Origin of the sequence: Neptuniibacter marinus (genome assembly GCF_965223595.1) — a bacterium.
Classification (GTDB): domain Bacteria; phylum Pseudomonadota; class Gammaproteobacteria; order Pseudomonadales; family Balneatricaceae; genus Neptuniibacter; species Neptuniibacter marinus.
Window position 1 is genome coordinate 3,710,213 of record NZ_OZ245004.1, and the last position, 24,205, is coordinate 3,734,417.

A 24,205-nucleotide genomic window follows, 5' to 3' on the forward strand; every position below is an offset into this window, starting at 1 on the left:
CTAGCGCTTATACACTGTTTGTAAGATGACGGATGTAGTGTTCGATAGACCGGTCGCTCGCGCCGTTACCCTATAATATCGCTTATTATCTACAGGCACCCCCACCTCTAGACTGTCACTAGCTGATGCAGCGGCCAAATCTTCAATGATATAAGCAGCAGAAGAGCTAAGCTCATCGAAACCCGCCCCTGAATAACTAATAACGGCAGAAGAGCTAGACCACGTTACAACTTCCCAGTTTTTATCTCCATTCGTCGGCAGGCTATACAAACCATTACTACCATCAAACGCCGGAAGAATGACTTGAGTTTCTAAATAATTTTCTCCCTCCAGAACAGCCGCTTCCGCTGCTTGGAAAGCAATATTACGATCACGCATGTTGCCTGCCATCCGCTCTTCTAAACCGGTAACATCCATTCCCGCAAGACCAATAATCGTCAAAATCAAAAGGAACACCATAGTAATAACTAAGGTTGCTCCCCGTTCAACTCGGTCGACATAAATGCTCATAATCGATTCCTCAAAGCAATAGTCGAGGTAAAGACCTTGCGTAAACGGCCATCGGGGGGAGGGATCATTATAGCGCCATTAAAACGCAAAGATTGATTCCCTTTCACTAAAGTGTCTTCAATACTACGAATTAACAGGCTTACCCGTACACTAATAATGTCATCACTTATGCCTGAAGAAAAAGGAGCGTAATAGTTCACCATGCCATCATTATCGGAATCTACACCGTACAAAATCTGCATATCTTCAACACCTTCAACCAACTCTTGGGCAACAGTGCCTGAAGCACCAGAGGCGGAAGTGGAAATAGTTTCACGATAAAGAGAAGGCTCGCCACGACTCGTATTAGCCACATAATAGCGATACGCTCTCATTCGCATCACCGACCCATTCCTGTATTCATAATCAATACCTGCAGAATTAGAGCAATCTACCAGATCCCCCAAACCATCTGTACAATTTCCAGGTAACACAGAGTTATCCACACCATGAAAAATTTGATCTGATGCGCCAACAGTAGCAAACTGAAAAACAGCAGTATGGGAACAATCAGTAGCGACTAAAATTTCACCCTGCTGAAAAGTATGATCCAATGCACAACTAATGCGCTCGGAACCCTTATCATGATTGTCGATATCGCACGCACCCACCGGATCAGCGAACCTTACCTCAACAACATCAGTACCCGCTAAAGGAACCTGAGCATAAGATTCACTACCATCCATATCATTACGACCCGAAAGCACATTATTCATATCTAAAAAGGACGGCACAGCACCACTCGCATCTCGTGTAAGTGTATTCACAAGAGTGGCATTTCTACTGCAACCAGTGAAGCCTGCCTGCCTAATATCCCGCGAAAGAAAAGATATGGCAAATCGCCCATTTTCTTGGATTTTAGACAGTCCAGATTGCATGGAATAAGTAATTGAACTTCCCACAAATACCTGCAAAACCCCAGCGACAAGAATAAGCCCTATCACTAAGGCAATCATTAATTCGATTAATGAGAAACCGGCTTGCTTAGATCTAACACTACTCATAATTCAGCACTCACACTAAACTGAGTTGTTGCGCCAGAGGCGCTTTTCTCATCATTCCACCAGACATAAACAACCACGGGGTTATTAGAATTATTAGCGGCACAAGGTGGGTTAGATATTTCAGCATCGAGTACCACTAAATTTGGATCTACATCGCTTCGACACACTCGCCCTCCTCCCTGAGGTAATTCAGTTGCTATGGAAGCCTGCCATTCATCCAGATCGTTAGCAGCCATCTCAGCAGGCGTACACCCTGCAGCAGCCCCTGTATAATTAATACAATCACTTGTCGGTGTGCCACTTGCCGCAAAATAACTCCCTGCATCAACTTCATCCATATTAGCTCTCATACGGTCAGTAATATCATAGGCAAGCAAAGTCGCTTGACTCCGATAATATGCACTTTGATTTTGTTGTAATGAGGTCATCTGTAATATAGCAAGCCCTAGCAGGCCTATAGAAACAACAACCAATGCAATCATTACTTCAATTAAGTTAAAACCCGACTCTTTTAATCTCCGCATGTTGCCCCACTCACTGTCCAATTTACACAAGTGCGAATTCTTCCTGTAGGCCTGATGGAAAGTCCCGCACCAATTGTCGACTCACCTGTATCGCCGATAGCAAACTCTTCCTCATTGGAAGAAATGGTATTTAACAAACCAAATCCATCGAACACAATCACATCACCTAACGAATACTGGATGGTAGATGTATCATCTATATCGGCATAGACTTTAATAATTTCATTCGCCGCAGCAATTTGATTATCATCTTCGTCCAAAAAAACAAGCCAGCCATCTGACCAATCTTTACTGCCAACAACAGCGGTACCAACACAAGTTAAAGCGGGATCAGGGTTTTTCCTACAAACAGCAACAGCAACGCCACGCTTAATCGCCTCGGAGCGGGCTAAAGCAATGCTGGAAACAAGTTTATTCTTTACAGAATCAACCCGAGACTGGGCAACAAAACTGCCAAAATTAGGGACAGCCACTAGCAGTAAAATACCGACAACAACTAGTGAAACCATGAGTTCGATCAGCGTAAAACCTTTTTCCCGCTCTGACATTACCTACATCCAGTAAATAAAAATTCTCTTATATACCTAAGATTAGTCGTTTAGGGAAACATACGCCATACAAACATGAGAGGGGGTCTTTAAAGAAGCATAGACCTAAGATTATCAAAATACAAAAAAACCGAATAATTTTATTCGGGCGGCATGTTTATCGCTTAGCTCACTTGGAGTATTTCTACTTCAAAATCGAGCTGTTTCCCTGCTAATGGATGATTAAAATCAACCGCTACCATCTTATCGTCAAATTCCGATATTACTCCAGGTAGTTCTCCGTTTCCAGCATCTGAAAAAGAGATAACTAGACCTAGCTCAAGTTCCACATCCTTAAACTGCGAACGGGGAACATTATGAATATTACTAGGGTTTGGCATACCAAAACCATTTTCTGGCAAAATCTTTAATGTTTGCTTAGTGCCTTCTTCTAAGCCAAACAAAGCTTTTTCGAAGCCTTCAAGCAAATTACCATCACCTACAGTAAATGTGGCAGGCTCTTTATCAAACGTGGAGTCCACAATCTGCCCATCTGCCAACTTAATAGCAAAGTTCAAGGTAACGGTTTTTCCAGGGCCTATTAATTTACTCATTTATGTCGTCTCTTTTGAGGAGGTGCGTTTAGCTTCTAGAAAAAGCATATCGATTATCAAGACAACAGCACCTAAAGTGATAGCTGAGTCCGCTAAGTTAAACGCAGGAAAATAATAACTCTGATAGTGCAACGAGATAAAATCGATCACATACCCTTGTACAACGCGATCATAAAGATTCCCAAGTGCACCACCTAAAATCATAGATAAGGCAAAACCCAACCACCACTGCTTACGCTCAATACGACGTAACCAGATCACAATTACGATGCTGACAAGCACAGCAATAAATGCGAATAACCAGCGCTGCCAACCACCCGCATCGGACAAAAAACTAAACGCCGCTCCTTTGTTATATAGCAAGGTCAAATCAAATACTGGCAGTAGAAAATTAGGGTCTGCATAATCGAGATAACGCTCCGCCAACTGCTTAGTGCCCAGATCAAGCACAATCACCAATAATGCTAGCCACCCCCATATGAGACAGCTTTTTTGAGCACGGTTTGACGATGCAGCCGGCACATCCGCTTTAGAGTCAGTCATTAAGCAAAACTACGGCGTTCGCCGTCACCGTGAACATTTTCAACACAGCGACCACACAATTCAGGTTCATCTGCATTCTGACCAACATCTTCACGATAGTGCCAGCAACGAGGGCACTTATCAGCGCTACTTTTAACCACCTTAAGCTGCAAACCAGACAGCTCTGTTTGCTGAGCATCAACCGCATCAGCCAGTGGCGCTATATGAGCTTGTGAAGTAATCAAGACAAAACGCAATTCATCTTCTAACTTAGCGAGTGTTTGCAGTAGATTATCATCACAATACAATGTCACTTCTGCCTCTAGGCTACCACCAACATTACCAGCATTACGCTGCTCTTCTAGCTGTTTATTCACCGCATCTTTAACCGCCATAACCTGTTCCCAGTACGCGCTATCGAATGGGCTGCTATCAGGTAGCTTAGTCAAACCTTGGTACCAAGTATCCAAATGCACTGATTCTGCTCGATCACCAGCCAAGGTTGTCCAGATCTCTTCTGCAGTAAAACTACAGATAGGGGCAATCCAACGTACTAGCGCTTCAACTATGTGATACAGCGCAGTTTGTGCTGATTTACGTGCAGCAGAATTTGTCGCAGCAGTATATTGGCGGTCTTTAATAATATCGAGATAGAACCCACCCATGTCCTGAGAACAAAAATGAGAGATCTTCTGAAATACGAGCAAAAACTCATATTGATCATAATGACCTAACAGCTCGTCCTGTAAACGTGCTGCACGATCTACAGCCCATGCATCTAAAGCCACCATCTTTTCAGTTGGCACCATATCTGTTTCGGGATTGAAACCGTTCAGGTTAGCAAGGAAAAAGCGCGCAGTGTTACGAATGCGACGATAGGCATCAGCGGCACGTTTCAAAATATCATCGGAACAGGTCATCTCGCCACTATAGTCAGTGGAAGCAACCCAAAGACGAAGAATATCAGCACCGTATTTATTCATCACTTCCTGAGGCGCAACAACGTTACCTACAGATTTTGACATCTTACGGCCTTGCCCATCCACAGTAAAACCGTGAGTAAGTACTTGCTTATAGGGAGCACAACCTTTGATTGCAATGCCGGTTTTCAAAGAAGATTGGAACCAACCACGATGCTGATCGGAGCCCTCCAAGTACATATCAGCGGGAAAAGTAAGCTCATCCCGTTGATCGATAACTGAGTAGTGGGTAACGCCCGAGTCAAACCAAACATCTAGGGTATCGGTTACTTTCTCATACTGATCCGCCTCATCACCTAACAGCTCAGCTGCATCGAGATCAAACCAGGCATCAATACCTTCCTGCTCTACACGAAGAGCAACTTGTTCAATTAGCTCAGCTGTATTTGGATGTAACTGCTGTGTTTCCTTGTGTATAAACAAAGCAATTGGCACGCCCCAAGTACGCTGACGTGAAACACACCAATCAGGGCTTTGCTCTACCATAGACTCTATACGATTTTGTCCCCACTCTGGGAACCACTCAACACCTTTAATCGCATCTAACGCAGCGGCTTTAAGACCATTTTTTTCCATGCTGATAAACCACTGGGGAGTTGCACGGTAGATCAACGGTGTTTTTGTACGCCAGCAGTGTGGATAACTATGTTGGAATTTATGCTCAAGTACCAACTTGCCTTTCTCTTGCAGAAGCGCAACAACCTTATCATCAACTTTGTAAACATGTTCACCAGCAAAGACGCCCGCACCTTCACCTAAAACACCAGCAGCATTGACTAGGTTTAATGTACCTATGCCATATTTACGACCTACTTCAAAATCTTCTACACCATGATCTGGTGCGGTATGCACTGCACCCGCACCCGCATCAAGAGTGACATGCTCACCTAAGATGATCGGCACTTGGCGGCCAGCGAATGGATGTTCCAATGCTATATTTTCGAGTGCAGCGCCCTGGCAGCGGCCGACAATTGCGTAATCATCCACCCCATAACGAACCATCACGTCTTTCACTAGGCCTTCAGCTAGAAGAATACGTTCCTGCCCCTGACCTAGATCCAATTGAACAAGGACATAATCTAATTCAGCATTTAAGGAGACTGCCTGGTTAGACGGCAAAGTCCAAGGTGTCGTTGTCCAGATCACAACCGATACATCACCCGCACCTGACTCAGCATCATTAAACCTGGCAACAAACGCAGCTTGATCGACTGGCGAAAAGCGTACATCGATCGCGGTAGACGTTTTATCTTGGTATTCCACTTCAGCCTCAGCCAATGCAGAACCACCTACCACACTCCAGTAAACCGGTTTAAAACCTTTAACAAGATGTCCATTTTCAACAATTTTACCTAGCGCACGGATAATGTTCGCTTCAGTATCAAAATTCATTGTTAAATAAGGATTATCCCAATCGCCCTGCACTCCCAAGCGAATAAAGTCTTTCTTCTGACCTTCAACTTGCTTACGCGCATATTCACGACATTTCTGACGGAACTCTTTATGGGAAACTTTTACACCCGCCTTACCAACTTTGGTTTCTACCTTGTGTTCTATCGGTAGACCATGACAATCCCAACCAGGGATATAAGGCGCATCAAAGCCACTCATTGTTTTGGATTTGATAATAATATCTTTAAGGATCTTATTAACCGAATGACCAATATGGATATTACCATTTGCGTACGGAGGTCCATCATGCAGGATAAATTTATTACGGCCTGCACTAGCCTCACGAATTTTCTGGTACAGATCCATTTTCTGCCAACCCTTGAGCATTTCAGGCTCGCGTTGAGCTAAATTGCCACGCATAGGGAAAGGAGTTTCAGGAAGGTTTAGCGTTGCTTTGTAATCGGTCATGGTTAGTAAGTTCCGAATTAACTGCAAGTACGGGCAAAAAAAGCCCGCACTTCATCAATATCTGCAAAAATCTGTTGTTTGAGCTGCTCTAATCCATCAAATTTTTGTTCAGCACGAATAAACTGCTTAAATTCAACGGTTAACAGCCGCCCATAAATATCTTCTTCAAAATCAAACAAGTGCGCTTCTAATACAGGCTGCCGACCACCTACTGTTGGCCTCATTCCTACATTACAAACCCCTTGAGATTTAATGCCCTCCCCTGTTACCTCTACGGCATAAACACCCCTTAAAGGGCAAGGAAAGCGATGCATTCTCACATTAGCTGTAGGCACACCTAGCTGGCGTCCAAGCTTCTGTCCATGCATAACTCGCCCAGCAACCGTATAAGGCCTACCTAGTAATAGGGCGGCTTCATCAAATCGGTTTTTTTCAAGCGCTTGGCGAATGCGCGAACTACTCACACGCTCATCAGCGCTAAGAAACGTCTCGGTATTTACCACAGAGAAGCCATGCTTTTCACCGGCTACTCGTAGCATGTTGTAATCACCTAATCGGTCACAACCAAAACGAAAGTCATCCCCGACAACAAAATGCTCAACTGCAAGCCCTCTCAGCAACAACTCTTCAACAAAAGCATCTGCCGTCATCGAACGCAAACGCTCATTGAAAGTAAGGCAAAGGTGACGATCAATCTCTTCTGCGGCCAACAAACGATGTTTTTCACTAAATCGTGTTAACCGTGGCGGAGCTTCACTGCCAGCAAAGAACTCTCGTGGCTGGGGCTCAAACGTTATTACAACTGAAGGTAAACCCAGCTCATCCGCTTTTGCTTTAACCTGCCTCAAAACCTGACGATGACCAAGATGCACACCATCAAAGTTGCCGATTGTCGCGACGCACCCTCGGTGTTTCTCCCGCAGGTTATGTAATCCGCGAATTAATTCCATTAAGAACTCTTAATTGCCGCCTAAACATTATTGGCTAAAAATAAACGCGGCATTATAGCCCAGATAATGACCAACGAGTACCACTGAGCAAAGTTGTTTTCAACAAAGCTAAAAGTTAAGGCTAACTATGTTTCAAATGCCGAGGCCTTAAACCAAAAACAATCAAGACCAAGACGTAAACAGCAATACCAACAACAACCAAAATCCCCATCTCAACAACTCGCTGCCACAACCCCAATTCCAACCACAGAGATGGCGACTTCATCAGCCACACAAGTACAATAGCCATCACTAAATTAGCCATCAGCATCCGAATAATAGACATCCCCCAACCCGGACTCCAAGAGAATACATCAGACTTAATCAACCCATACAGCAAAAGCCCTGCATTCATAAATGCAGATACTGCCGTTGCAGCAGCCAAGCCCACATGATCAAACGGCCCTATCAACAACAGATTAAAAATCATATTGGCGACCGCCGCTTGAATACCAATTTTTACCGGTGTTTTTGTATCCTGTCGGGAGAAGTAACCAGTCGCCAACACTTTGATCAGCATAAACGCTAACAGCCCACAAGCATAAGCCCGCAAGCTCATAGCAGCCATAATCACATCACGATCACTAAGCGCGCCATAGTGAAACAGCGTGATAAGCATAGGTTCAGCAAGAATAAACAGAGCTACAGCAGCAGGAATGCCGATCAACATAACCGTCTGCATAGCCCAGTTCAAAGTAGAGGAAAAAGACTTTTTAGAGTCCCCTGCATGCCGTCGAGAAAGGCTCGGTAAAATCACTGTAGCTATAGCGATACCAAAAACGCCTAAAGGCAATTCAGCCAATCGATCAGAGTAATACAACCACGAGACACTACCAGTTTGTAAAAAAGAAGCCAGCACAGTATCTAATAAAAGATTAATCTGAGTAACCGACACACCAAACAGCGCGGGTACCATAAGAGTCATTACTCGACGAACACCCGGATCATTCCAGCCCCAACGAGGCTTTGGAAGCAAACGCATCTGAGCCATAAAAGGTAATTGAAAAATCAACTGTGCACAGCCAGCGATCATAACCCCCCACGCCAAAGCTAACACTGGAGGATCAAACAGCGGGCTTAAAAAAATAGCCGAGCCGATTAAAGAGATATTCAACAACACCGGCGTAAAAGCAGGAATAGCAAAACGCCCATAACTATTCAACACCGCCCCTGCAAATGCTGTTAAGGAGATCAGCAAAAGATAAGGAAAGGTAATCCGTAACATCTGCGCCGCCAATTCAAACTTACCACCATCTTCAACATAAAAGCCTGGAGCAAACAGCGCCGCCAACATAGGGGCACCCACAACCCCAAGTACCACAATAGCGACAAGTACACTGCCTAAAGTACCCGCGACATAGTTTACAAGCTGTTGAACTGATTGCAGGTCGCGCTGCGAACGATATTCTGACAAAACAGGCACGAAAGCTTGAGAAAAAGCACCTTCAGCAAAGAGGCGGCGCATAAAATTTGGAATTTTAAAGGCCACAAAAAATGCATCCGCACTACTACTCGCACCAAAATAATTAGCAACCACCACATCCCGCGCCAAACCTAATACGCGAGACAACATAGTCATCATCCCAACAACCGCGCTAGAACGTAGCAAACCGCTCGCTTTTTGAGGTGCAATCTCTTTTTGTGGTTTATCTTGCTGCACTGACAAATTCCGTTATTAAATGAATTTCACTCATGAGAATGAGCATATTACTGCTTCAACAAGAAAATTTCTGTAGTTTTATTGACAGCAGGCCAACAAATATGAATAATCTCGCCTCTTATTTTTCGGCGCTAAGCCGATATATTGCACACTAACTAATTTTAAGGAGCCGAACTGTGGCAAATTCCGCAGGATCTCGTAAACGTGCTCGCCAGGCAGAGAAGCGTCGCCAGCATAACGCTAGCCTGCGTTCCATGGTACGTACCTATATCAAAAAAGTTCAAGTAGCTATTGAAGCTGGCGACAAAGCAGCAGCAGAAGCAGCATTTAAAACTGCACAGCCTATCTTGGACGGTTCTGTAAACAAAGGCATCTTCCATAAAAACAAGATCGCCCGCACTAAGAGCCGCATGGTAAAACAGATCGTTGGCATCGCTTAATTTAAGCAATCCAACATTAAAAAAACCGGCACATGCCGGTTTTTTTATATCTAAAATTTAAGCCAACACCAAATTATCGCGATGCACTAACTCCTCTTCACCCATAAACCCTAAAACCGATTCGATTTCACGACTAGGTTTACCGATAATCCTCTCAGCATCCTCTAAACCATAGTTAACTAAGCCACGCGCTATAATTCTGCCCAGCTCATCACTAATAATAACCATCTCTCCACGAGAAAAATCACCACTGACACTACGCACCCCCGCAGGCAACAAGCTCTTACCACGCTCTTTTAATGCTTTTACAGCCCCCTCATCCAACACAAGAGTACCTCGCGCCTGAAGATGGCCCGCAATCCACTGCTTACGAGCCACAACTGGACTTTGCTCTGGCACCAACAAGGTCCCTATAGATTCAGCATCCCGTATTCGCAATAGAACATTTTCTTCACGACCACTTGCAATAACTGTTACCGCCCCTGAGCGCGCTGCAAGCTTCGCTGCACGCACTTTGGTTGCCATACCACCACGACCCAGCTTTCCGCCATCACCAGCCATAGCCACCAATGCGTCATCCTCAGTGCGAGCCTCCGCAATCAATGTCGCAGCTGGATCCTGACGTGGATCAGCAGTAAACAAACCCTGCTGATCCGTCAAAAGAATCAACGCATCCGCTTCAACCAAATTAGCAACCAACGCACCTAAGGTATCATTGTCACCAAAACGTATTTCTTTGGTGACAACCGTGTCATTCTCATTAACAACCGGAACAACCCCCATACCTAACAAGGCACGCAACGTGGCCTGCGCGTTAAGGTAGCGCTTGCGATTTGAATGGTCTTCATGGGTTAGGAGTATTTGTGCTGTATGGGTGTTATGGCGACGAAAATTAGTCTCATAGGCCTGCACCAACCCCATCTGACCCACCGCCGCTGCCGCCTGCAGTTTGTACACCTCCTGCGGCCGATCACTCCAGCCCAAGCGTGTCATCCCTTCAGCAACAGAGCCAGATGAAACTAAAACAACCTCTATACCTGATCGTTTCAACGCAGCAATCTGATCAACCCAGCGTGCGATAGCCGCAAGATCAAGGCCTTGACCATCATTCGTTAGTAGCGCACTACCAATTTTTACAACCCAGCGCTTACTGCGCTTAAGCTTTTCCCTACCCAACGACACTTAACCACCCCGACTTTTATCTACAGCCGCAAAAACACCGAGCATTTAGGTTCTTCTACTCACGCACATATTCAACTTCGACATCGTAATCATCATCGTCAAAGTCGTCATCATCCAGATTATCCGCTTCTCTACGCGCTCGCATTTCAGCACGCATCCGCTCAACACGCTCACGCGCCTCTGTGTCAACTTTTTCGCGGATCACTTGCTCCTGCTCGATAATGCTTGGATCTTCTTCTATCGCCTCAAGGCGTTTATCAAGGAACATCTGTATATCACGCATCATCTCGTCAGTACCCTGCTTACTCAACGCAGATATACGATAAACAGGTCCTTTCCAATCTAAGGCATCAATGACCGCCTGACAGCGCTCTTCACGCTCCTCTTCGGTTACCATATCAAGCTTATTTAACACCAACCAACGGGGCTGCTCTGATAACGTCGCACTAAATTTAGTTAACTCATTCACCGCAACTTCTGCAGCTTGTGCGGGCGTTACATCATCCCAAGGCGCCATATCAACCAGATGCAATAACAAACGGTTACGGGCAAGATGCTTAAGGAAACGAATCCCTAAACCTGCACCTTCAGCCGCGCCTTCGATAATGCCGGGAATATCAGCAATAACAAAGCTACGCTCTTGCTCAATACGAACCACACCGAGATTAGGCACTAAGGTGGTAAAAGGATAATTCGCCACTTTAGGCTTTGCCGCAGAGACAGCACGAATCAATGTAGACTTACCCGCATTAGGCAAGCCTAACAAACCGACATCGGCTAACACTTTAAGCTCTAACTTAAGGTTACGAATTTCACCCGTCGACCCTTTCGTTGTCTGACGAGGAGCGCGATTCACACTACTTTTAAAGCGAGTATTACCTAAACCATGAAAACCGCCCTGAGCAACCTTTTCTAGCTGACCAATCTCAGTCATATCAGCCAAGATCTCTTCAGTATCCGTATCAATAATAGTCGTACCTACAGGAACCTTTAAAACGAGGTCTTCACCTTTAGGGCCGGTGCAATTTCGGCTTGTTCCATTTTTACCATTATCCGAACTGTAATGCCGGGTAAAACGGAAATCTATCAGCGTATTTAAGTTCTCATCTGCCTCAAAAAAAATAGAACCGCCATCACCGCCATCACCGCCATCAGGGCCTCCTCGGGGGATATACTTCTCACGCCGAAAGCTCATGCAACCGTTGCCGCCCTTACCGGCTTCCACCGTAATGACCGCTTCATCGACAAATTTCATTTCATCTCCCAAAAGTTATCACTAGGATAATCTACAATTAAGCCCTGCCTTTATTCTCAAGACTCAGCGGTAGATACCCTAAATTTCATAAAAAAACATCATAAACAAAAAAGCTCCGCCATAGCGGAGCTTTTTAAAAAGCAAAAACCCTTACTTACGCATCTACAACAGAGATGTATTTGCGTTTTTGTGGGCCTTTAACTTCAAATTTAACAACGCCATCTGCTTTCGCAAACAATGTGTGGTCTTTACCACAACCTACGTTCGCACCTGCATGGAATTTAGTTCCACGCTGACGAATAAGGATGTTTCCAGCAATTACAGCTTGTCCGCCGAAACGCTTGACACCAAGTCGTTTCGACTCGGAATCGCGACCGTTCTTAGTAGAACCACCAGCTTTCTTATGAGCCATCTATCTGTCTCCCAGATCGGTTATAGTTAGGCAGAAATGCCAGTAATTTTAACTTCAGTAAACCACTGACGGTGGCCCTGACGTTTCATGTGATGCTTACGACGCTTGAACTTGATGATCTCAACTTTCTTAGCGCGGCCATGCTGAACAACTTCAGCAGTCACTTTAGCACCTTCTACAACAGGCGCGCCGATTTTTAAATCGTCGCCATTGCCTACTAATAGAACACGATCAAAATCTACATTTGATCCTGCATCTACTGGCAGCTTTTCCAGTTTAAGGGTTTCACCTTCCTGGACACGGTACTGTTTACCACCGCTTACGATTACTGCGTACATGTCTTTCTCCGTTTATTGCCCAACCAGCTACTATGAAAAAGGCCTACTTCTAATGGATACACCATATGGTAGGGAGCCATTTTGGATGGGTCAGGGCGCGCGATTATAATTCAAACAGAAAACAGACACAAGCAGGAATCTACCGTAAAAGCCAATCCATACCGCAAACACCATGTCGTCAAAATCAATACAGCAAAGGTTTACTGGAGCATTTCTTGACAGTATCCGGCCCGCCCCCTAGCATTCGCGCTATAATTCCAATATTCGCCAAGTAAGTAGCAGCCAATATTATGCAGCCACACCAACTCAATCCAGCCATTGAACCACAATTTGAAGCCGTTAATGATTTTATTATCAACCACTTAGGTTCCAATGTGCCGTTGGTGGAAAAAATTGGCCACTATATAGTCGAAAGTGGCGGAAAAAGAATTCGCCCACTGCTCGTTTTGTTAGCCGCTAATGCTGCAGGCTATCAAGGCACGGCTCACATATCTCTGGCCGCGATAATTGAATTTATCCACACTGCAACACTACTCCATGATGATGTTGTAGATAATTCTGATTTACGCCGAGGCAAAGACACCGCAAACGCAAAATGGGGCAACGCTCCTAGCGTTTTAGTGGGTGACTTTCTTTACTCTCGCGCTTTTCAAATACTGGTTGATATAGGCTCAATGGAGATCATGTCAGTTATCTCTAATGCAACCAACGTCATTGCTGAAGGCGAAGTATTACAGTTACTCAACACTAAAAATCCTGACACAACCGAAGAAGCCTACATGCAAGTCATCCTCGGAAAAACTGCCATGCTATTTGAGGCAGCAACTGAAGCGGGTGCCATTCTAGCCGAAAGCACGACTGATGAACGTGAAGCATTACGCTTATATGGGCTCCATTTAGGCATAGCCTTCCAGCTTATTGATGATGTCATGGATTACCTATCCACAGCAGAAGAGATGGGAAAAAATGTTGGGGATGATCTAGCCGAGGGAAAAGCAACTCTACCTCTTATTCATGCCATGCGTACAGGAACGGAAGAGCAGCGGCTTTTAGTACGCCAAGCGATCCGCAAAGGCGGCCTAGACGATTTACAACCCATCATGAATATCGTCAAAGAGACGGGCGCCATAGAATACACTCAAGAAAAAGCTCAAACTGAAGCAGACGCCGCAATTGACGCCTTATCAGCTTTGCCTGACAGCTCATTTAAGGAAACGCTTATTCAATTAGCTAATATAGCTGTTAAGCGGAAAAACTAATTAGTTGCCTTATCGGATAACAACCAAACCACCTCGGTACGCCCAGCATCCTTAGGATCAGTTGGGCGCTCTTCATGCAACCGATTTATATGAAATCGAGGAGCAAAGAGCTCATTTATCTCGTTCGCAGGCACATTAAAAGGCGGGCCTTGTTCACCCTCAAACTCCAAAGTAATTAGTAAGATTTTTACCCCAGCCGGCAAAATATCCAATAACCGTTGCACATAGCGTAATCGCATCTCTTTTGGCAACGCAATTAAAGCAGCCCGATCATAAACAGCAGAAACTTTCGCCAATTCATCTGCAGTTAGTCTAAAAAAATCACCACATAACAGTCTGATGCTATCCACTTCTCTAACTGAAAAAGCCCCATGAGGGTAAGCTTCAATATCAATACCGTTTTCTGAAAAAAAACCAGTACAGGCAGTCTCACTGATTTCAACACCTAAAACACTGCAATCTTGCTCTCGCAACCACAGCATATCTAAACTTTTTCCGCATAAAGGCACAAAAACCTGCTCAAAATCGGCCAAATTCAGCCTTTCAAAAAACGTTTGTAGATATTTATTTACCTCTGGCTGATGAAAGCCAATACGCTGTTCAGCCCAGCGCTCATGCCAAAATTCGTGTTCCATAGCTACTTTTACACCTTAAGTCGCAAGCTTTTTACTCAATTAATATGACACAGATCGTGCCTCAAGCCGATCAAGTCTGTATAATCACGCGATATTTTTACTATAACTTCCGGATAAACAGAAGCTAATGACAAGACCTTCCTCTTTTAATCGCGACGAGCTGCTCTCTTGCGGCCACGGCGAGATGTTTGGACCAGGTAATGCACGCCTTCCTGTTGGCAACATGCTAATGATGGATCGCATCCTGGAAATCACCGAAGATGGTGGAGAGTTCGGCAAAGGCGAAATTATCGCTGAACTGGATATAAACCCTGACCTTTGGTTCTTCGGCTGTCATTTTGAAGAAGATCCGGTTATGCCTGGTTGTCTAGGGCTAGACGCCATGTGGCAGATCGTTGGCTTTTTCCTAGGCTGGAAAGGCAACCCTGGTCGCGGTCGAGCACTAGGTTCAGGTGAAGTAAAATTCTTCGGCCAAGTGCTACCAACAGCGAAAAAGGTTACTTATCGCATCCAACTGAAGCGTGTTATCGAACGTAAGTTGGTTATGGGTATTGCTGACGGCAGCATGTCAGTTGATGGCCGTGAAATCTACACCGCACAAAACCTGCGGGTAGGTCTATTCACCTCTACTGACAATTTCTGATCAGAATAGACCCTTAAATATAAGGGTCTTCTCCTATTTTTCGTCGAGTTTTTTAATAAATCCGCTAGCCAAACGCTGCCGATTCACGGAAAATAAGTACCTCAATTTAGAATAAGAGAGAGAAGCATATGCGTCGCGTTGTTGTTACCGGTATGGGAATTGTTTCTTGTCTGGGTACAGACAAAGAAACTGTTCTGGAATCACTGCAGCAGGGTCGTTCTGGCATCAAGTTCCAGGAAGATTACAAAGAGCGCGGTTTCCGTAGCCAAGTGGCCGGCAGCATCGATATCGATTTCACTGATAAAATCGATCGCAAACTGCTACGCTTTATGGGTGATGCTGCAGCATACACTTACATTGCTATGCAAGAAGCTATAGCTGATGCAGACCTAAGCGAAGATCAAGTTTCCAATGAACGCACAGGCTTAATTGTAGGTTCTGGTGGTGCATCCGCTGACAACATTGTAGAGACAGCAGATATTACCCGCACTAAAGGCGTAAAACGTGTTGGCCCTTACCGTGTTACTCGCACAATGGGTTCAACCGTTTCAGCTTGCCTAGCAACACCTTTTAAAATTAAAGGCGTTAACTATTCAATTACCTCTGCATGCGCAACAAGCGCTCACTGTATAGGGAATGCCGTAGAGCAGATCCAACTAGGCAAACAAGATATGGTTTTTGCTGGCGGTGGTGAAGAACTACATTGGGTACAAACAGCAATGTTTGACGCAATGGGGGCTCTATCTAACAAATATAATGAAACACCTGAAAAAGCATCACGCGCATACGACGCAAACCGTGATGGGTTTGTTATCTCTGGCGGCGCCGGCGTCCTCGTGGTTGAAGAGCTAGAACACGCTAAAGCACGCGGCGCTAAAATCTACGCTGAAATTGTTGGCTACGGTGCAACGTCTGACGGCTACGATATGGTTGCCCCTTCAGGTGAAGGTGCTGCACGCTGCATGAAGCAAGCTATGGCTACAGTTGATGGTGGCATTGATTACATCAATGCACATGGTACATCAACACCTGCAGGCGACATGCAAGAACTCAAAGCGATGAAGGAAGCCTTTGGCAACAACATGCCAACAGTCACTTCAACTAAATCACTTTCCGGTCATTCTTTAGGTGCAGCTGGCGTTCAAGAAGCGATATACTCTCTGCTTATGCAAGAAAATAACTTTATCGCTGCATCCGCCAATATTGACGAGTTAGATGATGAAGCAAAAGGTCTACCGATTGCTGTTGAGAAACAGGATAATGTTGACCTTAAGCGAGTAATGTCTAACAGCTTCGGCTTCGGTGGTACTAACGCTACATTGGTATTTGAAAAACTTGATAGCTAATTACATCAAGCATAAAAAAACCGCCATATGGCGGTTTTTTTATGCTTTAAAAACAGATGCACGGATTAAACTAAATCTAACTCTTTCATATGCTTTTCAAGCCAATTCACTACATCAGTATGCACTTCATCAACTGTCCGTCCTTCAACAGGAATAGGTTCACCTACATGCACCTGTACAACCCCTGGAGTTTTAGTGAAACTTTTGCCTGGCCAATAAATACCTGCATTATGAATTATAGGTACGACAGGAACCCCTGCACTTAAGGCCAGCATAGCGCCACCTTTATTAAATTTTCCCATTTTCCCTACTGGAACTCGTGTTCCTTGCGGAAAGATTACAACGGGAATACCTTCTTCTAGGCGGGATTTACCTTCAGTAAGCAGCTGTTTAAGCGCGCCTCTACGTTGTTTACGATCAATCGCGATAGGCTTTAGCAACCCGAGAGCCCAACCAAAAAAGGGTATACTCAGGAGCTCTTTCTTTAACACTGCACACTGAGGTCGTACAAATGTTTGTAAAAACAGGGTTTCCCATTCACTAGAATGATTAGCTACAGCGACATAAGCTCCATCTTTAGGTAAGTGCTCACGACCTGTTATTTTTACATCTACACCGCAGCAAATTCTCAACCAAAAGATATAAAAGTAGTTAATTAAGGTAATAAATTTAAAGCGCTGCTGAAAGTTAAGCACTGGACTAACAATTAGACTCAACGAGGAGTGAATAATCGTTAGCGGATAAAAACCTAAATAGTAGATAGAGGCACGTATATATTGCAATACACTCGTTTTTTGCTCTGACATGTTAGCCCCCCGTTACCGGTGGGAAAAAGGCCACCTCATCATTATCTGAGACAGGCTGCAGAAGATTACACATCTCTAAATTAACCGCAGTCAATACCTGACCCTCTTTTAGTATTTTTTTCCATTGATCGCCATGTCGGTCCACCAACCTATCAATTACGCCGGCAACTGTAGCCTCCGCAGGTAGCTCTAACAGCTCCTGCTCAATACCTAAACGTTCTCGCAAACTAGCAAAGTATAGAATTTTTATCATTTCTACTTCTCTACCTTCCAATCACCGCTTTTACCACCCGACTTTGCAAGCACTTTTACAGAGCCAATAACCATCTCTTTATCAACAGCCTTGCACATATCATAGATCGTCAAACCCGCAACCGAAGCAGCAGTTAGTGCCTCCATCTCAACACCAGTTTGCCCTGACAGCTTACAAGTTGCAGTGATTTCTACTAAATTACGTTCATAATTAGGTTGCAAATCCACAGCAACTTTACTCAACATCAAAGGGTGACAGAGAGGTATAAGATCACTGGTTCTTTTCGCTGCCTGAATACCCGCGATACGTGCAACAGCTAACACATCGCCCTTTTTATGCCCTTTATCAACAATAAGTGCCAAAGTCTCTGGACGCATCTGGATTTCTGCATAAGCGACAGCTTCACGGAATGTAACCTGCTTTTCTGAGACGTCCACCATATTTGCATGACCTTGATCATCCAAATGACTCAGCTTACTCATGTTTACTCCTGGATTTTTCTTTGATTAAACACGGGGTTAGCGTACATTTTTCGCAAAATATCTTCCGCGCCTTTAGCTGTATTATTCAATCGCTCCTCCAACCCTTGTCGCGCCTCTTCTGTCACTTCACAATCTTCGCCCGCCGCTAACAAATTAGACGGATGCAAATAATAATTAGAGATAATTTGGCGATCGATCTCTTCAGCTAATGCTTCAGGTGTTTCAAAGTCTCCCTCTATTGGATCACCAAACGCCACATGAACATGTCCTTTGTGGCCGGTAATCCCTCTCACAATGCTTTCAATATCTTCAAACTTAGATTTTTCATAATTTCCTTCCGCTTCTTTGGCATATAATTCATTTGCCTTCAGCGAATCACAAGGATCATATTCATAAGAGATTGAGACTGGAATAATATTTAAGCGTTTAGCCTGTTCAGAGAAGCTTCTAACTTTACGGTGCGCCATATATAGCATTTTTAAAATGGCGGGATCAGTTGTATCGTTACCATCTTTTGCGCGCCCCTCCCTCTGAGCCAGCCAAATAGAGTGACCGCTTTGAATACTGTGATCAATATAAGAGGATAACTGAGTTAAAGCCTTCATCATCTCACGGCCTGTTGCTGAGCGATTAACAATGAAGCTTTTGTTCAGGCGCATAATATCAGAGACATAAGGCTTACTGAGTAAGTTATCGCCTATTGCGATACGTACAGTATCCATTCCATACTGATAACGCACCCAGTTAACAAACGCTGGATCCATTGCGATATCACGATGATTAGAGATAAAGAGATAGGAGTCTTCGGGATCAAATTGGTCAATCCCACTACAGGTTAGCTTAGTCGTACTACGAGCGATCATCTTTTTCATATAATCACCCACCAGTGCCTGAAAATCAGCAACACTTTCCACATCACCCACTTTACGGGCAAGGGCAATTCGCACAAATGGCTTAAGTAACCAGCCTAAACGCTTAGACAGATTAGGAAACTGGTATCGCGTAACCGCTGAGATGAACTCATCATCATGTAATATATGAGTGAGGGCACCGGCTACTTCAGTATCGTTAAATGGTCTTATATCTTTATACGGATCCTGCTGGTCTGTCATGTGTTCCTCAGCACTGCGCTTAATGAAGCGCCATATTTTACAGTTTTCCCATCGACTCTGCAGGAAAATTAAGTAATGCCCACAATAAACTAAGTCAGTAATTCTGAGAAAGAAATAAAACCAATACTATCGTCTATTTGAACCCGTGTATTCGGCGGTACAACCGCTAAACCGTGAGCCCAGCTTGCTGACGCTAAAACGCCTGAGCTCTGATTCACGTGCGGGATCAGTTTTCCATCCTCGAAACGCACTCGGAGATATTCTTGACGCTGAATCGCTCTATCCCGGACAAAACCGGAGGGCACAGAAAGCATTATAGGTGATTGATAAGCCGCTCCCTGTAATCCAAGTAGACAGGGCCTAGCTAATAGACAGAATGTAATTAAGGTAGAGGTAGGATTACCCGGTAACCCTATAAAGGGAGTGTCTTTTACTCGGCCATAAGCAACCGGCTTACCGGGCTTGATACGTATTTTCCACATATCAAGTTCACCTAAGGCTTCAATACAACCTTTAACATGATCCTCTTCACCAACAGAGACGCCTCCCGTACTTACAATGGCATCCGCTATATTTGCTGCTCGTTCGAGTGCTTCTAATGTCGCTTCTCGTGTGTCCGCAATACAGCCTAAATCGACCACGTCCATACCTAGGCTTTGCAGCAAGCCGGTAAGAATATATCGATTAGAGTTATAAATTTGCCCTGAAGCTAAAGGCGAACCAGGCTCTACCAACTCATCTCCGGTGGACAAAATAGCCACTTTTAAGCGCTTATAAACATTAACCTCGGCTAAACCCACTGAGGCTAAAACACCGAGATCAGCAGGTTGTAAACGAACACCCTCTGCCAAAATAGAATCGCCAGTTTTTATATCTTGCCCTTCTCGGCGAATATTACTCCCAACAGAGACCCCTTCAGGAAACACCGCAACATCACCGTCGAGCGTAACATTCTCTTGCATCACAACAGTATTGGCTCCAGCAGGTATTTCCGCACCCGTAAAAATGCGAGCACAACTTCCCGGCTTTATAGGCTGAGGAGATGAACCAGCAGGAATCCGTTGGCTGACCACCAGCCGAGTAACCCCATCTGTGAGATCTGCCGTATTCAGTGCATAACCATCCATGCCACTATTGTCTGCAGGTGGTACTGATACTGAAGCTATAGGTGATTCTGCAAGTACACGGCCCAATGCTTCCGTGATGGTAATAGTTTCAACGCCCGCTATTGGTTTGGAATTTTCAATCAAGCGCTCTAATGCGGTTTCAATAGGTAGTAAACCTGATTGTGTATCACAACTATTCATACCCTCACCACCTACTGATTATCCGCACGGTGCTTCATGAGCATAGTAACAAAGTTACAGGGTCTATGGCGGCTATCCAGTTGATCAGAAATAACATCATCCCAACCCGTCCGACAAGCGCCAGTGGAACCCGGCAGACAGAAGATAACAGTACCATTGGCCAAGCCACCTAGTGCTCGTGACTGAATAGTAGATGTGCCGATTTGTTGGGCTGAGATCTGACGGAATAATTCACCAAATCCCTCAATCGTTTTATCAAATAATGGCTGCATCGCTTCTGGTGTAGAGTCACGTCCAGCGAATCCCGTTCCTCCAGTTGAAATAATGACATGTATCTCAGGATCTACGATCCACTTGGAAGCAATCGCCCGCATCTCATAAACGTCATCAATAACAATCTGGCGTGCTGCCAATTGATGGCCCGCGCTCTCTAAGCGTTCAATTAAAGCCTGCCCTGATGTATCTGTATCAATCGTTCTTGTATCAGAGACAGTCAGTACCGCTATATTTAACGGTGTAAATTCAGCATCTTTAGGTGTATGTGACATTCGGGAATAATCCTAAAACTAAATTATTAAAAATAGGGGACGGTCTAACCGCCCGTCATATTCATAAAACGGACAATTTGGGGCTCTTCATCCAGATCAAACTCATGTTTCTCCGGTTTTAAATCCATCGCCTTCACCATAACCTGCTGCAAACGCTCTATATCATCCGGGTATTGACGTAGGGTTTCACGCAGATCAACTGAGTGTTCATTACCTAAACAAAGTAACAATCGACCTTCAACCGTCACTCTAACGCGATTACATTCTGAACAAAAATTATGGCTATGGGGGGAGATAAAACCAACTCGACTTTCCGAGTCTTGCATACGGTAATAACGGGATGGACCAGCGGTTCGCTCAGTGGTTAGCTCTAGCTGATAACGCTCACTAATAAGTGCGCTTACCTCATCACTTGAGCAATACACTTTGGCACGATCATGCTCAGAGATATTACCTAGCGGCATCTCTTCAATAAAGCTGATATCAACTCCAGCGTCGCGCGCATATTCAACAAGATCCAGCACCTCGTCGTCATTGCGACCTTTCATCACGACTGTATTCAGTTTTATACGGTCGAAGCCAATTTTTACAGCAGCATCAATACCCGCCAATACTTGAGCTAACTTGCCGGTACGGGTCATCTCTTTAAAGCGGTCGGCTCTAAGGCTATCGATACTAATATTTAAGCGATTCACACCTGCACTTTTCAGATCCGTTGCCATATCTAATAATTGCGAGCCATTAGTGGTGATGGATAACTCCGCATCGAGCTGCCCAACCCCACGAATCAGTTTTATAACATCCCTACGTACAAGCGGTTCACCTCCTGTCAGGCGAATTTTCTTTACACCTAACCCGACAAAAGCTGCGGCAACTTGCTCAATCTCTTCTAAAGATAAAACCTGAGCATGGGGTAAAAATGTCATATTCTCAGCCATACAATACACGCACCGAAAATCACACCTATCGGTAACCGATAAGCGGATATAATCAACAGTGCGTCCAAAACGATCGACGAGAGTAGTGTGTTTTGAAGTATTAGGCATGAATCTCTTGCATACGCAGTATAAAGCTTTATTTTAGAGGCCTAAAATAGCATAGAATGCAGGAAAGCTGTGAATAAGTCAGGCACTACGCCTATTTATTCAAATAAGGCGCGAACAGAAAGCTTTCCCTTGTAAACTTTGTTATACAAAACACTACAGAGAAGATAAACACTATTATGTACATAGCAATAAAACATATACACCTAACAGCCGTAGTATTAAGTATTAGCTTTTTTCTATTAAGAGCTTTTTGGGTTTTTCTAAAACCTAAAATGATGGAAAAACGTTGGGTAAAAGTTGCGCCCCATATTATTGACTCTGTATTGCTTATTAGTGCAATAACGCTAACCATTTTACTACAACAATATCCCTTTGTGGATCACTGGCTAACCGCAAAATTACTCGCTTTAGTCTTATATATAGTCTTAGGCACAATCGCATTAAAAAGAGGGAAAACAGCACTCATCAAACTAGGGGCCTTCTGTGCTGCTGTTGCGACATTTGCGTACATACTGACAGTCGCTTTTACACATTCAGCAATACCTTGGAGCTAAAAGCTCTAAGGCTTTGATGAACTGTAGATAATACGCATCAGCCATTTCAACTCTTGTCGCCATGGCCGTTGCCGTATACCAAAAACGCTCAAAAGCTTTTTACAAGTCAGCACTGACGTATTAGGCCTTTGAGCTTCAGTTACATAATCTTTACTTGAGATCGGCACAAGCGTTTCAACTTTGAAATTTTCATAGCTACCCGCGGTGATCAAAATTTCTTTGCAAAAGTCATAACGGTTTGTGATCTCTGCGCCACAGTAATGATAAGTGCCCCAAGCCTCAGCTCCACTATGAACCTGTTTCAGCATAGCCAAAATAACTCTAGCGACATCAGATGCTGATGTTGGGCAGCCCCGACGATCACTTACCGCCTCAAGGGCATCCTGTGTTCTAGCCGCATCTAAGGTTCTTAGTACAAAGTTATTCCCTTGCTCACTAAACAACCAGCTCACCCGCAAAATAAGATGCTTTGGTAATACCTGTCGCAGAAGCTCTTCACCTTGCCACTTACTATCACCATAGATACCTAGCGGCGCAACCTCATCATCTTCTGTATAGCCACTCGCATAGTGGCCATCAAACACATAATCGGTTGAGAGGTGAAACATTGGAATGGAAAGATCACCACAGGCCAAGGCTAACTTCTCTACACCTTTTGCATTAACCGCATAACATAAATCAGCTTTATGCTCCGCCTCATCAACATGATCGAATGCAGCACAATTAATAACGTAATCAGGTAGATAATGCGCTAACTGATCTCTGATCTGCTCTTCGTTGGTGATATCCAAAGCAGACTTATCTAACGCAATAATTTCAAAAAATGAATCCGTTTCCCCTAAGCGAGTAAGACCCGTGCCAACTTGTCCTTTAGCACCGATGATTAAAATTTTGACAGGTTTAAGAAGTAATTCCAGATCCATTCGTTTATTTAGACAATACCTACTTGTTAGGTAAGTACTGCTGCACTGTAGATTGAAGACAAAAAGCTATTCCATAAGATCGCTAGGGAATAAGTAAAAGATATACCTTAATCCGCTCATTAGGCTAGCGAAACTTTCCACATTGACCAATAAGGAATTAAAAGATCTTATACATATACAGTAACAGCCCCTAGAAAAAGAAAACCTCGCAATGCGAGGCATTCAATCTAAAACTGATTTATGAGTTTCGAGTTTATGGAAAACAATTAATGAAAGCAACGAAGTAAACCACTCAATCGCGCGTTACTGAATAATCATACTTTCAAACAAACAGATCCAACCCAAAAGTCCATGACCTATACCACAGCCCCACTAATCGGTAGAGCAAAAAACGGTTTATACTTAACCTTTTTATATTGAATAAAAAAGCCCCTA

27 protein-coding genes are annotated in these 24,205 nt (G+C 44.2%); 5 read left to right on the forward strand and 22 right to left on the reverse strand.

The window, feature by feature from the left end:
- The 9 genes from ACOQOE_RS17570 to murJ all read right to left on the reverse strand — a co-directional run bounded on the left by ACOQOE_RS17570 (position 1) and on the right by murJ (position 9,151).
- Positions 1-510, reverse strand: coding sequence for a pilus assembly PilX family protein (locus ACOQOE_RS17570; protein WP_420554587.1), 510 nt, complete (start codon positions 508-510; stop codon positions 1-3).
- A complete protein-coding gene (locus tag ACOQOE_RS17575) occupies positions 507-1,553 on the reverse strand; it encodes a PilW family protein (RefSeq protein ID WP_420554588.1) in 1,047 nt (348 codons plus the stop codon). Before ACOQOE_RS17575 ends, ACOQOE_RS17570 begins: the two co-directional genes overlap by 4 nt.
- On the reverse strand, positions 1,550-2,077 hold the full coding sequence (gene pilV / locus ACOQOE_RS17580) for a type IV pilus modification protein PilV (RefSeq protein ID WP_339890639.1): 528 nt from the start codon (positions 2,075-2,077) through the stop codon (positions 1,550-1,552). The genes ACOQOE_RS17575 and pilV overlap by 4 nt, the downstream gene beginning before the upstream one ends.
- A complete protein-coding gene (locus ACOQOE_RS17585) occupies positions 2,065-2,625 on the reverse strand; it encodes a GspH/FimT family pseudopilin (RefSeq protein ID WP_420554589.1) in 561 nt (186 codons plus the stop codon). The genes pilV and ACOQOE_RS17585 overlap by 13 nt, the downstream gene beginning before the upstream one ends.
- 164 nt (positions 2,626-2,789) lie before the next feature.
- Positions 2,790-3,218 (reverse strand): FKBP-type peptidyl-prolyl cis-trans isomerase, encoded by a 429-nt coding sequence (locus tag ACOQOE_RS17590; RefSeq protein ID WP_067862766.1) that lies wholly within the window; start codon positions 3,216-3,218, stop codon positions 2,790-2,792.
- On the reverse strand, positions 3,219-3,761 hold the full coding sequence (gene lspA, locus ACOQOE_RS17595; protein WP_420554590.1) for a signal peptidase II: 543 nt from the start codon (positions 3,759-3,761) through the stop codon (positions 3,219-3,221).
- Positions 3,761-6,580, reverse strand: a complete 2,820-nt coding sequence (ileS, locus tag ACOQOE_RS17600) for an isoleucine--tRNA ligase (RefSeq protein ID WP_420554591.1) — start codon at positions 6,578-6,580, stop codon at positions 3,761-3,763. Before ileS ends, lspA begins: the two co-directional genes overlap by 1 nt.
- A gap of 17 nt (positions 6,581-6,597) precedes the next feature.
- A complete protein-coding gene (gene ribF / locus ACOQOE_RS17605; RefSeq protein WP_067862772.1) occupies positions 6,598-7,530 on the reverse strand; it encodes a bifunctional riboflavin kinase/FAD synthetase in 933 nt (310 codons plus the stop codon).
- 121 nt (positions 7,531-7,651) lie between these two features.
- Positions 7,652-9,151, reverse strand: a complete 1,500-nt coding sequence (gene murJ, locus ACOQOE_RS17610; RefSeq protein ID WP_420555498.1) for a murein biosynthesis integral membrane protein MurJ — start codon at positions 9,149-9,151, stop codon at positions 7,652-7,654.
- A 254-nt stretch (positions 9,152-9,405) separates the two neighbouring features.
- On the opposite strand from murJ, the gene rpsT reads away from it, so the two are divergent.
- Positions 9,406-9,669: a 30S ribosomal protein S20 gene (rpsT, locus tag ACOQOE_RS17615; protein WP_067862774.1), complete on the forward strand. Its 264-nt coding sequence runs from the start codon at positions 9,406-9,408 to the stop codon at positions 9,667-9,669.
- A gap of 57 nt (positions 9,670-9,726) precedes the next feature.
- Here rpsT and proB read toward each other — a convergent pair whose 3' ends face one another.
- The 4 genes from proB to rplU all read right to left on the reverse strand — a co-directional run bounded on the left by proB (position 9,727) and on the right by rplU (position 12,856).
- Positions 9,727-10,851 carry a glutamate 5-kinase gene (gene proB, locus ACOQOE_RS17620; RefSeq protein WP_420554592.1) on the reverse strand — a complete coding sequence of 375 codons (1,125 nt, stop codon included), beginning with the start codon at positions 10,849-10,851 and terminating at the stop codon, positions 9,727-9,729.
- 55 nt (positions 10,852-10,906) lie between these two features.
- Positions 10,907-12,106, reverse strand: coding sequence for an Obg family GTPase CgtA (gene cgtA / locus ACOQOE_RS17625; protein ID WP_420554593.1), 1,200 nt, complete (start codon positions 12,104-12,106; stop codon positions 10,907-10,909).
- A 154-nt stretch (positions 12,107-12,260) separates the two neighbouring features.
- The gene (rpmA, locus tag ACOQOE_RS17630) at positions 12,261-12,518 is read right to left on the reverse strand and encodes a 50S ribosomal protein L27 (RefSeq protein WP_420554594.1); all 258 of its coding nucleotides are present in this window, start codon (positions 12,516-12,518) and stop codon (positions 12,261-12,263) included.
- A 26-nt stretch (positions 12,519-12,544) separates the two neighbouring features.
- Complete coding sequence (gene rplU, locus ACOQOE_RS17635) at positions 12,545-12,856, reverse strand: 50S ribosomal protein L21 (RefSeq protein ID WP_067862785.1); 312 nt, start codon at positions 12,854-12,856, stop codon at positions 12,545-12,547.
- Between the two features lie 290 nt (positions 12,857-13,146).
- Between rplU and ispB the strand changes: the two genes are divergently transcribed.
- Positions 13,147-14,115, forward strand: a complete 969-nt coding sequence (gene ispB, locus ACOQOE_RS17640; RefSeq protein WP_420554595.1) for an octaprenyl diphosphate synthase — start codon at positions 13,147-13,149, stop codon at positions 14,113-14,115.
- Here the strand turns inward: ispB and ACOQOE_RS17645 are convergent.
- A complete protein-coding gene (locus ACOQOE_RS17645; protein WP_420554596.1) occupies positions 14,112-14,750 on the reverse strand; it encodes a thiopurine S-methyltransferase in 639 nt (212 codons plus the stop codon). The two genes, ispB and ACOQOE_RS17645, sit on opposite strands and share 4 nt — an antisense overlap.
- Positions 14,751-14,877: 127 nt before the next feature.
- Here ACOQOE_RS17645 and fabA point away from each other — a divergent pair, with 127 nt between their 5' ends.
- Complete coding sequence (gene fabA / locus ACOQOE_RS17650; RefSeq protein WP_067862790.1) at positions 14,878-15,393, forward strand: 3-hydroxyacyl-[acyl-carrier-protein] dehydratase FabA; 516 nt, start codon at positions 14,878-14,880, stop codon at positions 15,391-15,393.
- Positions 15,394-15,521: 128 nt separating this feature from the next.
- The gene (gene fabB / locus ACOQOE_RS17655; protein ID WP_067862792.1) at positions 15,522-16,739 is read left to right on the forward strand and encodes a beta-ketoacyl-ACP synthase I; all 1,218 of its coding nucleotides are present in this window, start codon (positions 15,522-15,524) and stop codon (positions 16,737-16,739) included.
- 65 nt (positions 16,740-16,804) lie between these two features.
- Here fabB and ACOQOE_RS17660 read toward each other — a convergent pair whose 3' ends face one another.
- The 7 genes from ACOQOE_RS17660 to moaA form a co-directional block, all read right to left on the reverse strand.
- Entirely contained in the window at positions 16,805-17,545 is a 741-nt protein-coding gene (locus tag ACOQOE_RS17660; RefSeq protein ID WP_420554597.1) for a lysophospholipid acyltransferase family protein, read from the reverse strand.
- A 1-nt stretch (position 17,546) separates the two neighbouring features.
- Complete coding sequence (moaD, locus tag ACOQOE_RS17665) at positions 17,547-17,798, reverse strand: molybdopterin converting factor subunit 1 (RefSeq protein ID WP_067862795.1); 252 nt, start codon at positions 17,796-17,798, stop codon at positions 17,547-17,549.
- A gap of 2 nt (positions 17,799-17,800) precedes the next feature.
- Positions 17,801-18,280 (reverse strand): cyclic pyranopterin monophosphate synthase MoaC, encoded by a 480-nt coding sequence (gene moaC / locus ACOQOE_RS17670; RefSeq protein WP_303416113.1) that lies wholly within the window; start codon positions 18,278-18,280, stop codon positions 17,801-17,803.
- 2 nt (positions 18,281-18,282) lie between these two features.
- Positions 18,283-19,392: a 1-acyl-sn-glycerol-3-phosphate acyltransferase gene (locus ACOQOE_RS17675; protein ID WP_420554598.1), complete on the reverse strand. Its 1,110-nt coding sequence runs from the start codon at positions 19,390-19,392 to the stop codon at positions 18,283-18,285.
- Positions 19,393-19,481: 89 nt separating this feature from the next.
- Positions 19,482-20,699 carry a gephyrin-like molybdotransferase Glp gene (gene glp / locus ACOQOE_RS17680; RefSeq protein WP_067862800.1) on the reverse strand — a complete coding sequence of 406 codons (1,218 nt, stop codon included), beginning with the start codon at positions 20,697-20,699 and terminating at the stop codon, positions 19,482-19,484.
- Between the two features lie 11 nt (positions 20,700-20,710).
- Positions 20,711-21,247, reverse strand: coding sequence for a molybdenum cofactor biosynthesis protein B (moaB, locus tag ACOQOE_RS17685; RefSeq protein ID WP_067862802.1), 537 nt, complete (start codon positions 21,245-21,247; stop codon positions 20,711-20,713).
- 44 nt (positions 21,248-21,291) lie between these two features.
- The gene (moaA, locus tag ACOQOE_RS17690) at positions 21,292-22,293 is read right to left on the reverse strand and encodes a GTP 3',8-cyclase MoaA (protein WP_420554599.1); all 1,002 of its coding nucleotides are present in this window, start codon (positions 22,291-22,293) and stop codon (positions 21,292-21,294) included.
- A 176-nt stretch (positions 22,294-22,469) separates the two neighbouring features.
- On the opposite strand from moaA, the gene ACOQOE_RS17695 reads away from it, so the two are divergent.
- On the forward strand, positions 22,470-22,847 hold the full coding sequence (locus ACOQOE_RS17695; RefSeq protein WP_067862804.1) for a SirB2 family protein: 378 nt from the start codon (positions 22,470-22,472) through the stop codon (positions 22,845-22,847).
- 5 nt (positions 22,848-22,852) lie between these two features.
- Here ACOQOE_RS17695 and rfbD read toward each other — a convergent pair whose 3' ends face one another.
- Positions 22,853-23,770, reverse strand: coding sequence for a dTDP-4-dehydrorhamnose reductase (rfbD, locus tag ACOQOE_RS17700; RefSeq protein ID WP_420554600.1), 918 nt, complete (start codon positions 23,768-23,770; stop codon positions 22,853-22,855).
- Positions 23,771-24,205: the final 435 nt, after the last annotated feature.